The organism is Negadavirga shengliensis (assembly GCF_042652345.1).
Classification (GTDB): Bacteria; Bacteroidota; Bacteroidia; order Cytophagales; family Cyclobacteriaceae; genus Negadavirga; species Negadavirga shengliensis.
Genome location: NZ_JBHSJJ010000002.1, coordinates 46,985 through 62,100 on the forward strand (window position 1 = coordinate 46,985; position 15,116 = coordinate 62,100).

Consider the following 15,116-nt stretch of genomic DNA (forward strand, 5'->3'; position numbering starts at 1 on the left):
ATTCAGGCATGCTAACGAACCGATTAAATACGACAGCCTATGTGGAAGCATCATGTTAAAATTTTCTTCAGGAATTTTTTCAAGGCAAAATTTTACCACCTGATCAGCATTTTGGGACTTGCTGTCGGACTTGCTTTTGCTTTTTTGACCGGCAATTATCTGGCCCAGGAGGCTTCGGTGAATGCTTCCATAAAAAACCTGGAAAACCAATACCTGGTAAAAAGCCGGTGGAAGAACCCTGATCTCGGGAGGGACTTCACCGCCTTTGGTCCGTTCGGGGAAGCATTGAAAGAAAACAATCCGGATAAAGTCGCCAATTATTACCGCTTTGATGCCATTACAAGTATAATGGTCGTAGATGACAAGGAATTCCGGGAGGAAGTACAGCTCGGAGATGCTTCGGTCATTTCCATGTTTGGGTTGCCCCTTCTTCATGGTGATCCTGACCATGCCCTGGCGGAACCCAATTCCATGGTCGTCCCTGTAGAGACCGCAAGGAAGTTTTTCGGAAAAGAAGATGTGATCGGGGAAACTGTCTTGATAGAAAACTTCAATTATGAACGGGAAGCATTTATCATAACAGGGGTATTGGATGAGATGCCAAAAAACACCGTCCTCAACATGTTTGTGGATGAATCCTCCCCCATCCTACTCCCCCCAAAAAGTGTGGGGAGAGGAAATTTTGACAACTGGAACAACCCTTATGTCGTCAATTATGTGGAATTGATGCCTGGGGTGCAACCTGAAGAACTGGATGATGCCATCCGCCATGTCCTTCAAACCCATCTGCCAGAAGAAGTCAGGAGTCAGGTTTCCCTGTACCTGGAACCCATGCGAACGTCTTATTTCAACGCTAACAACGGCATGGTAAGGAAAGTCATTTGGGTGTTGACCCTGATCTCGGTTTTTGTGCTTTTGATGGCCGTTGTCAATTTTGTCAACCTTGCTGTAGGCAATGCATCGGCCAGGATAAAGGAAATAGGGATCCGGAAAGCCATGGGGGTCAGAAAAGCCCAGTTATTCGGACAATTTATGGCCGAGTCCATCCTGCTTTCCTCCAGCAGCATGTTGTTGGCACTGCTTTTTTATGAATTGGCCAGAACTTATTTTGGGGAAATATTTGGCGTAAACCCCCATCCGGTCTGGTATTGGCCAGACTATTTCATCGGGGGTGCAGTTGCGTTGACAGCGGTTGTAGGTTTTTTTGGGGGTATCTATCCATCGCTTGTCCTTTCCGGCCTGCCTTTGGTAGATTCGCTGAAAGGCAGGTTAAAATCCGTACAGGAAAATGTGTTGTTGAGAAGGTCACTCATCGTCTTCCAGATGATCGTCTCCCTGACGGTCCTGGGAACGGCCATCGTCATTTTAAAGCAGGTGGATTATTTTTTTAACACGGAATTGGGTTATTCCAGAGATGCCATGGTCTCCCTGGTGTTGCCTCGGGAGTGGAATGAAAAGGGACTGCGGAAGATGGAAACCTTTAGGGAAAGTATCACTTCGCTCCCGGGAATAAGAAACGCCAGCCTGTCCTATGAGCTTCCCAATGGAAGAGCGGGTTTCAGCAACAGCCTGTACAGGGAAGGGGGAAAGTCAGAGGACGCTGTATCCCTTAAAGTGCTCCAGACAGACGAGCACTATGCCCAAACTTACCAGATTGATGTATTGGCGGGACAATATTTCCACGGGGAAGCGGCTGCTTTTAAAGCAGACAGGATAGTGCTCAACGAATCGGCAGCCCGCGCCTTGGGATATACAGAACCTGAAGAAGCGATTGGAGAAAAGGTAATCTTTCAGGGATCCGAATCTCCTGTCGAAATAGCAGGAATTGTACGTGATTTTCATTTTGAGTCCCTGCACGAGGCGATACGTCCCCTGGCATTTACCCATGTAAAGAATACCAACACTTATCGGTACCTGAATATCCGTACCGATTCTCCCCAACTTCAGTCATCGATGGGTAGTGTTGAAGCAGCATTCCGTGAGATGTTTCGAGGTGCGATCTTTGAATATGAAATGATGGACGACACTTTCAGGAAACTGTATCATACGGAAATCCGCCTTAAAAAATCGGCATTGGCGGCGACGGTCATTGCTTTACTGATCGTCATCATGGGCATGCTGGGCGTCGTTTCCCTGGCGCTGTCCAGGAGGGTCAAGGAACTGGGCATCCGGCAAGTCCTGGGAGCATCAGCCATACAGATTACCTCCCTGTTTTTGAAGGAATACCTTGCCATCTGGCTGGTGGCGACATTGGTTTCCCTTCCTTTGGTCGCGGCATTGATGAACAATTGGTTGGCAGGCTTCGCTTATCGAATCGAACTGCAATGGTGGATGCTGGCGGTGACGGGTTTGGCTGTTGGCACGGTAACCGTCCTTACTGTAGGTATCCGGTCCCTAAAAGCTGCCCTGATGAATCCTGTGGAGTCATTGCGGACGGAGTAAGCCATAAAAATCCAGCAAGACGGATGGCGGAATGAGAAGGGATCTGCGTAAATCCGTGCAATCAGTGGACATTCCACAATTTATTCACTCTTTAAAAACTGACCTTTACTGGACATTTATGTCCGCTTAGTGTACGGAATTATCAGGTTAAATATCTGATTTATACCATTTTACCGGCATTAGGGCCGTTTTTTGAACTGGCACGGATGTGGATTCACATCAGGACAGGATCACCTGGAATACTGTTAGCCAGTGAAACAAAGGACGATAAGATGGTGGCGGGTCCTGTTTTAAGTTTGAATTCTAGACAAGTTCGACGGTCATGTGGAAAAATAACATCCGGAAAAACACCATCCTTTTCTCTCTGATAACCCTGTCTTTGATATCGTTGTCAGTTGGGGCAGGAGCACAGGAGGAACACATGACAGCCAAACTCTGTAGCCTCCATCCTAAACCCATTATAGAAGTGGCGTTAAACGGCAAGCCGGCTTATTTCTTACTGGATACCGGGTCGGACATCAATGTGGTCAGTATCAAAGGGGCAAAAAAATACAATTTCGGGACGATGTCACGAAAAAACAGACAACATTTTGTTTCTACAGCCAATGGCCTTTTATCCGACTACATGCATGTTTACAATATGGACATGACTTTGGGCGGAATAAGACTGGAAGGGAGTTTTGTTTCATTGGACCTGGGAGTTATCGCGGACTCCATCAGACAAAAATGTGGCATTACCATAGATGGTGTACTGGGTTCGGGAACGATGAAAACCCACCGGTTTGTGATTGATTACAACCGGGAACAAGTCGCTTTCATTGGGAGCAAAAGGCTCCCCTGACATCTTCAGAATCCTGACGAACCATAAAAACGCATTTCCCTCCTCCCCGCGCCAACCAACGTCAGACCACTGCTCCATATTTCCGGTCTATTTAAGTTGCTGAGAAGCCAAAACGTGACTTCTGGTTTTCCCCTATATGGACCCGGGAAAAGTTGCTTATGCCCGACAAGGCATTGGAACAATTATTGACGCAGTTAAAGGGTTGAAATAGAGTAATTGTATTATGAAAAAGCTATTTGACGATCTCTGGCAGACAACTCCCGAACATCCTCTTTCCGAATTTCCTGACATCATCTCCCATGCTTACCTTCTCGTTCGGGATGAGGGAAATATCATGTTTTACAGTACAGGACGCGAGGCCATAGATCCGGTTACGGACGAGGATGACCTTGAATATATACGGGCTTTGGGTGGCATCAGGCGCCAGTATCTCGGGCACTGGCATGAGGCCACTCCTGCTTTGGCACGCATCAAACAGATTTTTAAGTCGGACCTGTGCTGCCATACTTTGGAAGACGAAGCCATACATAAAGCATCCGGTGTACATGCCGACCTGACATTTCACGACCATGCGATGCATTTGGGAGCCATTGAAGTCATCCCGAGTCCGGGCCATACAAAGGGAAGTACCTGCTATCGTTACCAATCTCCTTATGGGAAAACCTATCTTTTTACCGGTGATACCCTGATAATTAACGACGATGGTGTCTGGAACAACGGTTATTTACCCGGAGGAGAAAGCGACAAGACCGACCTGAAAGAAACGCTGGGGATACTGCGCGAGCTGAAACCGGATGTGGTCTTCTTTGCCGCGTCAAACGACCGCTTCCCCTTCAAAGAAGTCACCAATGAAGAATGGGAATCCGCTATAGATGAAGCCATTCACCCATTGAAAAAAGAAACATCATGAATCAAACCCGGCGGCCGTCAGTAAGGAAGTTCAGCAGTGAAGGTCAGAAGACCTGGATGACTGATGATGACCAGAAGATTCTTTTCGGAGAGTGTTGGATGAATCCGAAGACGCCAGGCTGGATGTAACTTTCATTCGCTGGAGCAAAGGTGAGCGGGGTGAATTTGAATTTCCGCTTCCTTATGACGAAGTCTTTATTGTGACAAAGGGATCCTAAACCGTCAGGACCGCAAACCGGGAAGTAACTGCCAAAGTGGGGGAAATCCTCTACCTACAGAAGGGAGTGACAGGAGCGTATTTTTCCCATGAAGACGCTGAAATGATTGCGGTGACCTGTCCGCCATACCGGAAAGCACTCAGAGAAGCAGGACGTGGCGATGATCTGAACCAACTCCGGGAAGTAAAACTATAAATGAAATCCGAGGATAGCGTGCTGTAACGGAAGGTTTTGGTAGGAACCATGGAATATGATTGCCCTGCTTATGCGAAAAGCTACCCATTTCTATCCTGTCTTCAAACCTATCCGTGGCAATAGTCTCTATCTTTCTGTTCCCTTGATCCGCAGCCCTACTCTCAAAGTTCATAGAAATTCTCTCTTGTCTTTCGCCCGTCAACGGACAATTTTGTCCGCCGAAACTAGCAAAATCATAGATAAAACCGGGATTCAGGACGATTTGAAGGGTTTTAGGTTGGCACAAAACTGGTGCATGTCCACTTACCATGATCAGAAATTACTTACTCATCGCCTATCGCAACGTCAAAAGATATAAACTGAGGACTTTTGTACATGTCCTGGGACTCTCCCTGGGTATCGCCGTCTGCTTGCTGGTATTCAGTCTGGTCTATTTTGAGAACAGTTTTGACAAATTTCACCCAGACAAGGAAAAAATTTACCAGGTCAACACCCTGACTTCCTATATGGACCAATCCTGGCCCAATAATGGTGTCCCGGTACCTTTGGCCTCGGTCATTCAGGATGAAGTGCCGGAAATCGCGACAAAGACGCAGTTTTATACCTTATGGGAAGTAAAGGTTCAGGATCCGGAAAAAGACCGCATATATCAGGGTGGCGATGTGATTTTGGCAGACAACGGTTTTTTTGAAATATTTCCGAGAAATTGGCTGGCCGGCGATCCCAAACAAGCGCTATCAGGCCTAAATCAAACCGTGTTGACCGCTTCCTCAGCAGAAAAATACTTCAGTGGCCTCTCTCCTACGGAAGTAATCGGCAAAGAATTAACCTATTACTTTTTTGACACTGTTTACACGCAGGTAACCGGAGTAGTTGCCGATTTCTCCGAAAACACGGATATCATGTTTACGGATTTCATTTCCCTTCAACACATGTCCACGGATTCCAAAAAGAAGTTTTATCAAACCGATAACTGGAATTCGGTCAATTCATCTTCTCAGCTCTTTGTCAAACTGTATCATGAGGCCCAAAAAAAGGCGGCTGAGAAAAAACTTTTGGCTATCGTGGAAAAGCATGTACCCAGTGAGGATGAAAACAGGAACATGGAATTTTCCTTGCTTCCTCTGAAAGAATTGCATTTTCAGTCCAACTTCGACAGGCCCAGTGCCAGCAAGACCGTACTGAAAGGCTTGATCATCATTGGTGTTTTCATTTTGGTATTGGCCAGCATCAACTTTATCAACCTGGAAACCGCCCAGTCCATTGTCAGGTCGAAAGAGGTGGGGATCAGGAAAACCTTGGGCAGCAGCAGACCGCAGCTTATCTTTCAGTTTCTCGCTGAAACCGCCTTGATCGTAGGCCTCTCCCTGCTGTTGGGGATTTTTATATGTGAAATGCTGGGAAGGTATTTTCAGGAGTTTTTGCCAAAAACCTTTGACATCAATTACCTGTCTTCCAGCACCATAGGCTTCATGGTAGTGGCAGGCATTGCGCTGACCTTGATTTCAGGATTTTTTCCTTCCCTGATCCTGTCTGCTTTTCAGCCCCAACAAGCTCTCAAAAAAGCATTCAAGAACCCGAAAGGCTTTTCAATAGGACATTTCATCCAAAAAAACCTCACCGTTTTCCAGTTTGCCCTTTCCATAGGTTTCATCATCGCTGTTTTGGTCGTTTCTTCCCAAATCAAATATTTGACGGAAAAGGATTTGGGTTTTGACAAAGAGCACATCGTGTATGTCAGGCTCCCTTTTTCCGCGCCGCAGCATCAGGCAGAAAGCTTCAAAAACACCATTGATCAGCAAAATTCCGTGAAATACTCCAGTCTTGGAAACGATATGATCGCTTCTATGGCCTTATGGACTTCAATTGTCACGGTGGAAAAAGAGGATGAAAAAACAGAATACGAGGTACAGGTCAAGACCATAGATAAAGACTACCTTGATGTATATCATGCGTTGCCCCTTGCGGGTAACAATCTTCGGGAAGTGGAGCATGAAATTTTGATCAATCAAAACTTCGTCACTGATCTGGGATTTGAAATACCGGAAGAAGCAGTTGGAAAGTTTGTTAACTGGAACGACGCTGATTATATAATAGTAGGTGTGGTCCCTAATTTTCATTCAAGGCATTTAAGAGAAAAAATCCTCCCCATGGTCATGGTTTACAAACCGGACAATGCCAAAACGTTGAATATCAGGCTACAGGAGGGAACGGATCTCCTGGAGACCAAAGCCACTCTGGATACCTTGCTCCATTCTTTTTTCCCATCAGATGAACTGGAATTTCAGTTCTTTGATGAGACCATAGCCAATTTTTATAAATCCGAATACCAGTTTCGGAAAGTCCTGACCATGGCGACGCTGATGGCTCTGGTCATCAGTCTTCTGGGTTTGTTTGCCCTTACCTCTTTTACCATCGCACAAAAGACCAAAGAGATCAGTATCAGAAAAATACTGGGAGCCACTGTCTCACAAATCCTTCTGGGTATTTCCAAAGAATATGTTGTGCTGCTCATCCTTTCCTTCTTCCTCGGGGCCGTGCCCGCATGGTACCTTCTGGGCAGTTGGCTGGAGGATTTTCAATTCCGTATAAACATGCCGATGGAAATGTATGCCCTGGCCGGATTGGGTACATTGATGACCAGCTTGTTCATAGTGGCCCTGCACGGATACAAAGTGGCCCAAAAGAATCCGGCCGAGGTGTTGCAAAGCGAATAGCATTTTGAAGCAAAACGGGTTATTGATATGGTCCATTCCTACTAATGCATCAGAAAGATTCACACAAACATGTGATTTCACCTGGCCGGTGCTGTGACGAAATTTGTTTTGTCCCTTTTAAAAACACAAACACTTGACAATCAAAACAAACCCATCATGAAAACCAATGAGTGGTATACGGAAAAGCGGCTTTACCTGGGATGCCTGGTGCGGGATCCCATCGCTCAAAAAGAGGTATATGAAAGGTATTCCCCAAAAATGTATGTCCTTTGTTTCCGGTATGTCAAAGAAACGGCAACAGCAGAGGACATACTTATCATAGGCTTTATGAAAGTCTTCGAAAAAATTCATCAATTCAGGGAAACAGGAAGCTTCGCCGGATGGATCAGAAGAATCATGGTCAACGAATGCCTGATGTACCTGGAAAAAGAAAAAAGCCTCTATAATGAAATAGGGCTGGATGGTGCTTTATCCCCTACCGTCGACCGTATTCCCGGAGACGATTTGGCGGTCGAAGACTTGATGAAACTTATCAACAGCCTCCCCCTGGGATACAGGACGGTCTTCAACCTGTTTGCCATAGAGGGCTTCCCCCATCATGAAATAGCGGAAAAACTCCATATCAGTGAAAATACCTCAAAATCCCAATTGAGCAGAGCGAGGGCTCTCCTCCAAAAAATGATCACCAAAGAACGGCAGGAAAATCACCACTTAATACCTTCTTGACGGCTTTGGCCCTGCGCATTTTACTGGCTCCAATGATATAATACTCGATGAAGTCAACCAATACTGGCACGAAAATACGGTTGATAACTAAAAATTTAACCTTCCGCTACCTGACGAAGGGCTGGGGATAAAAGTTGGCAAAGTAGGATTATCATCCGTATATTGTACATTCCCAACAACTTTTAAGTAAATGAGTAAATATTCAAAGGTTATCCTTTTCATCTCCCCTTATGGTATATTTTTGCTTCTTATCATTATACTGGAAAGCTGCGGGGGCGAGCCAGAGCGGAGCGAAAGCCCACCGGCTTCTCTCTTGAAGATGGAAATATTGGACTCCCTCATGGTGGATCACATAGGCAGCCTTGCCTGGTGCGACATCAACGGCGAAAACAATCTTTTTTTGGGAATGGATACCCAAACAAAAGACGTTTTGATCATTGACCGCAACGGCAAAACCCTTCGTACTTTCAACAAGACTGGGGAATACCCTGAAGCAGTCGGCAGCACGCCTTTTGCCAGCCCAAAATTCAGAAACGGGGATGAATGGATACTGGCTGGTCAAAGAGGCGTATTTACTTATGATATCCATGATGGCAAGCCGGTAAGCCAGACCCGCCCCGAATTCACGCCGCTCTCCAATGTGTTAAACGTTGATGCAGACTTCATCCAAACCGCCTCCGAAGAAAAAGCATTGGCGTATTACCCTGGGCGGGAAGGGGAATTCAGCTTCTATACCCGTGCCGAAGGCCTCAAAATGGAATGGATCGATTTGAAGAAAAATACCTTCGAAGGTGTCATCCCCTATCCTGAAGCATCCAAGTTCAACAGCGAAGAGGTATACATCATTATCTTTGCCCAACCTGTATTTGCCACTTCCGGGCAGCAACTCTTTCTGGCGTTTAAAAATGATCCTGTTTTGTATGAATACCATTGGGACAACCTGGAAACCCCGGTGGCGACTTACCCCTTGGATTTGATGGATTTCCAGCAAAGACCCGGTGTGGATCCCAACAGTGTCAATCTGGGAGCAATCAACATCGATTACAGGGATTTCTTCTTTGGTTCTTTGGACAAACTTTTTAATTACGAAAACGGCAGTCTTGTCCTCCAATACCGTAATGGCCTAAACCAGGAAAAATACAGTGAACTGTCCAGAACATACCCTGATTCCAAGGATTTTTTGTGGAATGCCGGGCTGAATAACAAGACCCGGTTTGCCCTTATCGATAGTCTGGGACAGATCCATGAAATTGGCGCCCCGCCTATTGTGGGCAGCCTGGAATTTATTGACAACAAAGGTTTTCTCTGGTCCTCTCCCACTGAAACCTTTGAGAGGGATTACGAAGTTATCTACAGGACCCGGCTCATATCGGAATAAAGATAGGAGTCCAAGAAAAGGCAGAGACCGATTTTCATTACCAATCGGGCGATGTGCGGAATTCACAGGGATCTTTGAGGAGATATGCTGAAGGCGTTTTCTATGTCAAACCACGGAAGCCGTGGTCGAAAACCAACGAACTACCGTGTTGCACCCCGTTTGTCTCAGAACCAGTCCGAAAATGCCATTAAAAAAGCCACCGCTTATATACATAAACGATGGCCTTTCGATGGTTAACAAATCACCTAACTTATTCAAATATCTCCGTCAATGGCGGCACATTGTTTTCGTAGCCTGAATAACCTTTGTTCTGGTTAATGATACCTCTGGTATTGCCGTTGATCGCAGCGGCCGGAATAGGCCACAATACGTGGTAGGGGCTCATGGTATAGGTATCGCCATGGCGGGTAAACACGCCTTTATTATAGTAATCGGTTTTCTCCATGATCCTGTCATAGAAGAAGTTGTCGTCCGAGAAATTCTGCATGTTATAGGTTTTGCCGTTATAAGCCGGTTTTCCTGTTTTGGCAAAGATATAGGCCATACGGGTCAACTCGGTTTTTCTGGGCTCCTCATAATACAGTTCTCTGGCCCGCTCGTCCAAAACAGTGCCAATATTGATATCGGCAGCGGTATAAGGCGCACATCCGGCACGGGTTCTTACCGCATTGATATCGGCGGCGGCTTTATCCAGTTCATCCTTCCAGGCATAGGCCTCAGCCCTTAGCAAATACGTCTCTGCTAACCTGAAGATATACCAGTCGCTATGACCTCCCTGAGGCTGAACCCTTTGTGGATCAGGAATATAAAGTTTGTAATGCGGCCAAGAAAACCAGCTTCGAATGGTATCCACCACCAGTAAAGTACCGTTTTCGTCTCTAAACTGGAGATTTTTTCCATAATAAGGGTCTTCTCCTTTGATATTGGGGTTATTGTAGACCAAATCCTCCATGTTCATCCAGTTCCCCGGCGCATGTCTAAGGTCATTGGGATCATCCCAGATCATGGATTGATGGTACCATGTACCGCGGAGACGTCCAATTCCTCTCCCGTATTCCACTACTTGGTTAATTTCGGCCGTCGCTATGTCAAAAGTTCCCCTGTTTCCGGCAGGTGTATTGATGCCGGAAAACCAAAATGGCACACCTTGCCTCATAGAAGTCATCCCCCCGGAATTGCCATCGGTATCGATTCGGTCCATGACCAACAATATTGTCTCCCTGTTGTTGTTCGAGGCCTTGTTCTCCGGCCTGTGCAGATCCCATATCACATTTTTAGTAGGGTCATTGGCATAACTCCCAAACCGCTCCGTCATCAATGCATATGGGCCCTCATCTATTAACCTGCTGGCAGAAGCTATGGCATCATCAAATTCGCCCAAAGCCAGGTTGATCTTGGTCAGAAGGTGCTGAATGGCTCCCTTGGGGGCTCTACCCCTGTCCACGCCGTCCGGCACCCATTGTTCTGCCCATTCCAGATCCTGTTTCATTCTTCTGAGGATCACCTCACGGTCGGTAGAATAGAAATCCAGTTTGGGTTCCATCATTTCCTCCAGGACCAAAGGAACATCCCCGAATTGTTGGGTCAGACGGTAATACCGCAGAGCCCTGTGGAAATAAGCGGTACCCAAAAGGTGGTTCTTTTCGGCTTCGGATCCATAATCCTGTGGCTCGTCAATACGGGTAATGATGGTATTGGCGTATTTAAGCGCCCTGTACCCTTCCAGCCAGTACCAGCCTATCCTGTTGTAATCCGTGTGATTAAGCTGGGCGTCAGGAGTGATCAACAAATTCAGATCCTGTGCCGGGCCTGATTTGTCCGTAGTGCCTTCTACCGCCACTTCAGAGAAAATATGTTCCGTGAGAATAGGAGGTGCATCTCCTGTATATTCATGTCTCATATTCCGCTCACAGGCCACCATGGCACTCCAAAGTCCGCTGGCTTGGTTATAAGAGTTTTCCGGTGTGTAAATGGACAGAGGCTTCGGATCCAGCCATTCCTCGCTACACCCCATAAAGACAGTCGTAAGGGCCGCAGCCGTCAAAAGTGTACTGATCTTTTTTAGTTTATTGTAGGTTTTCATATGTTTATAATTTTTTAATAGGCCATATGGAATATCGCATGATAGATAATCATCCCTCCGTGTGGCGACCTCGTCATGCTCGATTTCATCTTTTTTCAGGTTTAGTCATTTTACAAAGTCAGATCAATTCCCAAAGTCCAGATTCTCGGGATGGGCCCGGACACGGAGGATCCTCCCAGATCATGTGGGGAGACCGATTTTTCTGGATCCCAGAAGTTCCATTCCGGGGCATAGAAACCGACGTTTCTCACCGTGAAATACAGTCTTAAACTGCTGACTTTGGCTTTTTCCAACACCGGTTGGGGGACATTGTAACCCATGGAGATGTTTTCAAGCCGGATAAAGGAACGCTTACGGTATACGTTAAACCCGCCTGCGCCACCTTCACTGGAATACAACCTGGCCCATTCGTTGTTGGGGTTTTCTTCTGTCCAATAGGGGGTCAGGTACGAACTGGTCCTGTCCAAAAAGCCGTCACGGTTTTTCATCTGGTTAAAGCTATCTATATGTCCCCAATAGGCATACATCATAAATGACAGGTCAAAATTTCTCGCGATGTTGAATTCATTTCTCAGGCTCCACCTGTAGCGTGGTTCTGAATAGCCCAAAAACTGCCTGTCGGCATTGGTGAACCGGCCGTCCCCGTTCACATCTTCAACCTTGTAGTCGCCTGGATGCACACCGTACTCGGCGGCGGCATCCGCCTCATGTTGCTGCCATATCCCAAGCGTTTTATAATGCCAGACCCTATCAATGGCCTCCCCGATGAACCACCGGTTCTGAATGTCATCCAATTCGTTGCCGTTTTCGTCCAAATCTCCATACAGACTGATGATTTTGTTTCGATTAAGCTGGAAATTGAACGTGCTGGTCCATGTCAGGTTACGGGTGGTCAGATTGGTGGAGTTCAGCGTGATCTCCAAACCCTTGTTCTGAATCTCGCCGAGGTTGTCTGTGATCCAGTCAAACCCGATCACATTAGGAAGAGAACGTTCCACCAAGAGGTCTGTTGTAGAAGTCTGGTAGAACTCAAGGGTACCCCCTAATCTGCTTCTCAAAATGGAGAAATCGAGTCCAAGGTTATAGGATTGGGTCCTTTCCCACTGGAGAAACCTGTTTTGCATCCTGTTCACCCATAATTGGCTGACAAAATAGAGATCCCCGCTGGGCCGCTGGTAAAAATATTTTCCGGTAGACAGATCGGCCAGTGCAGCGTATCTCCCGATATCCCGGTTGCCGTTGCTGCCCCAGGAAAGCCTCAGCTTACCAAAATCAAGCCAGTCGATGTCGACAAAGTTTTCATCCGAAAAGAGCCAGCCCACTGCTGCGGAGTAGAAGTTGGCCCTGGGATTGCTTTGTCCAAAGGCTGAATAGCCGTCACGTCTGGTAGAAAGGGTGGTGGAGTACTTCCCGTCGTACGTATAGATCAACCTTGCCATTAAGGCATCACCGGTACTATACTGATCGTGCCGGTTAGAAGCTATTATGGGGTTGACGCCGGCACTGAGATTGTGATACCCCAGTCTGTCATGTGGCTCAAAACCATTGTTGGATATTTCGCTGTCCCATTGCTGGAATTTTTCGGCGTTGGCCAGCAGGGTCACGTTGAAGTCATGCTTATCCGCAATGAGTTTTTGCCAGGAAAGAATATTATCAACCTGCCAATAATAGGTTTTTTGGTTCCGCCTGGAAGCGTTTCCGCCTCTCGCTCCCCAATCTGCGTGGGCCGCTGATTCATGATTATACCGCTCGAAGAACGTCAATCTGGGCGTGAAATTAGTCCTGAAGTTAAAACCAAAAGGAAGGTTAATAGAAGCGTACAACGTTGAATTAATCGTGAACTCTTTCTGTAGTCTGTCGATATGACTCCTGGCATACGAAGGGTGATTACCCCCACTCGCCTCATCATTTGGCCTCCATTTGTACGTTCCATCCTCGTTGAACTCGGAACCCCAAGGGGAAAGGGTTCGGAGGAGATTCCAGTTTACCGGCACCTGGCTCTCGTCCCTGTCGGCAAACTGCGTGTTCATCCCCACCGTAAGAAACTTATTGACCTTGCCTTCCAAATTAACCCTGCTCCTGAATGTTTTGAACTCATCACCCACCACTACGCCTTCATTGTGCAGGTAGCCGAGCGACCAATAATATTGGAAGTCATCCTTTCTTCCCGAAAGGCTCACCGTGTGATCCTGTCTCAATCCATTTTGAAAAACTTTGTCATACCAGTTGACCGAACGGCCATTCATGTAGTTTTCTATTTCCACCGGCTGCATGTTCAAACGCTGCAACCAAACCCTAACGGGGTCTCCAGAGGAACCGTCGTAAGCCATCCACTGCTCCTGGGAAACATTGCTTGGCAGATTTCTCGGATCGGAAAACTGATGAGGCTGGTATCCTCCCGCGTTGATGCTTTTCATCACATCTTCCCGCCATGAGATAAATTCATGGGGACCATAGACGTCGGGGAACGTCGCCATGCTGGTCAGGCCCACATTGGAGTTGATGTTGATGACGGAGCGTCCTTCCTTACCCCTTCTTGTGGTGATCAGGATGACCCCGTTGGCGGATTTGGCCCCAAATACTGCGGCAGCGCTGGCGTCTTTCAGTACCTCAAGGTTTTCTATGTCATTGGGATTGATGTCAGCCAGTTGTCCGTAATAAATCGCTCCATCCACTACCAGAAGCGGGCTTCTGTTGGCGTTCAAGGAACTCCGTCCCCTTACTTCCAGGGAGCCTCCTCCTTTGGCGGTGGCATCCATACCGACAATCAGGCCCGGTGCATTTGCCCGGAGAATGTCCTGTACAGAGTTGGGGTTTTCGTTCAGGAATTTGTCGGCATTAACCGAGGAAACCGCACCGGTGATATCCCTTTTTTTGGCTGTACCATAGCCAATAACCACCACTTCCTCCAGTGAAGAAGTATCCAGTTGCAAAGTGATATTGATTTCTGACTGGTTTTCTACCACAACCGTTTGGGATACATAACCAATATATGACACCGTGATCTCAGATCCTTCCGGCACCGTAAGAGAGTATTTTCCGTCCAAGTCAGTTGCAGTTCCTGTGCTCGTTCCCCTTACAAAAACAGTGGCGCCGGGAATCGGATCACCCTCTTCATCCACCACCGTACCCGATATGGTGATGTCCACTTCGTTGATATTGATCGAAACCGGATTAGCTCCTGCCCTTTTCGATTTGTTGACGTGGATGTTGTAATTGACCTGCTTGAAATCCAAACCAAATTGCTTTGAAATCGTTTCCAACAGTTCGTATACATTATCAGGATGGCTTCCAACATGTACTTTTTCTTTTTTGTCGAAATTTCTGTTTGTATACACAAAATTGAAACCGGTGTTTTTTTCTATGGTTCTGAAACACTGCATCAGAGAAAGACCGTCTATGGAAAAATCGACTTTGACTTCATCGATTGCCTTAATTTGATCATTTACGTTCACGTCAGCGGAAACTGCCGGAACCCATAAACAAGAAGCAAATAAGTATAGACAGCATGCAAATACTTTCTTCTTGCAATCCTTTAGTAATTTGTTTATCATTTTTTATCGGGTTTTGTTAATCAATAAGTTAATCGCCCCCTATTTCTTTTATT

Annotated in this window: 9 protein-coding genes; 7 read left to right on the forward strand and 2 right to left on the reverse strand. The window is 46.6% G+C overall.

Annotated elements, in window-relative coordinates; genetic code table 11:
* Nucleotides 1-39: 39 nt before the first annotated feature.
* The 7 genes from ACFPFU_RS03300 (at nt 40) to ACFPFU_RS03330 (ending at nt 9,426) form a co-directional block, all read left to right on the forward strand.
* Nucleotides 40-2,442, forward strand: coding sequence for an ABC transporter permease (locus ACFPFU_RS03300; RefSeq protein ID WP_377061487.1), 2,403 nt, complete (start codon nt 40-42; stop codon nt 2,440-2,442).
* Between the two features lie 322 nt (nt 2,443-2,764).
* Complete coding sequence (locus ACFPFU_RS03305) at nt 2,765-3,283, forward strand: retropepsin-like aspartic protease (protein WP_377061489.1); 519 nt, start codon at nt 2,765-2,767, stop codon at nt 3,281-3,283.
* A gap of 223 nt (nt 3,284-3,506) precedes the next feature.
* The gene (locus ACFPFU_RS03310; protein WP_377061491.1) at nt 3,507-4,193 is read left to right on the forward strand and encodes an MBL fold metallo-hydrolase; all 687 of its coding nucleotides are present in this window, start codon (nt 3,507-3,509) and stop codon (nt 4,191-4,193) included.
* A gap of 253 nt (nt 4,194-4,446) precedes the next feature.
* The gene (locus tag ACFPFU_RS03315) at nt 4,447-4,605 is read left to right on the forward strand and encodes a hypothetical protein (RefSeq protein ID WP_377061493.1); all 159 of its coding nucleotides are present in this window, start codon (nt 4,447-4,449) and stop codon (nt 4,603-4,605) included.
* A 308-nt stretch (nt 4,606-4,913) separates the two neighbouring features.
* A complete protein-coding gene (locus ACFPFU_RS03320) occupies nt 4,914-7,322 on the forward strand; it encodes an ABC transporter permease (protein WP_377061495.1) in 2,409 nt (802 codons plus the stop codon).
* A 156-nt stretch (nt 7,323-7,478) separates the two neighbouring features.
* Nucleotides 7,479-8,048, forward strand: coding sequence for an RNA polymerase sigma factor (locus tag ACFPFU_RS03325; protein ID WP_377061496.1), 570 nt, complete (start codon nt 7,479-7,481; stop codon nt 8,046-8,048).
* Nucleotides 8,049-8,238: 190 nt separating this feature from the next.
* On the forward strand, nt 8,239-9,426 hold the full coding sequence (locus ACFPFU_RS03330) for a hypothetical protein (protein ID WP_377061498.1): 1,188 nt from the start codon (nt 8,239-8,241) through the stop codon (nt 9,424-9,426).
* 250 nt (nt 9,427-9,676) lie between these two features.
* On the opposite strand, the gene ACFPFU_RS03335 is transcribed toward ACFPFU_RS03330, so the two are convergent.
* Complete coding sequence (locus ACFPFU_RS03335) at nt 9,677-11,509, reverse strand: RagB/SusD family nutrient uptake outer membrane protein (RefSeq protein ID WP_377061500.1); 1,833 nt, start codon at nt 11,507-11,509, stop codon at nt 9,677-9,679.
* A gap of 110 nt (nt 11,510-11,619) precedes the next feature.
* Nucleotides 11,620-15,063, reverse strand: a complete 3,444-nt coding sequence (locus tag ACFPFU_RS03340) for a SusC/RagA family TonB-linked outer membrane protein (protein WP_377061502.1) — start codon at nt 15,061-15,063, stop codon at nt 11,620-11,622.
* Nucleotides 15,064-15,116: the final 53 nt, after the last annotated feature.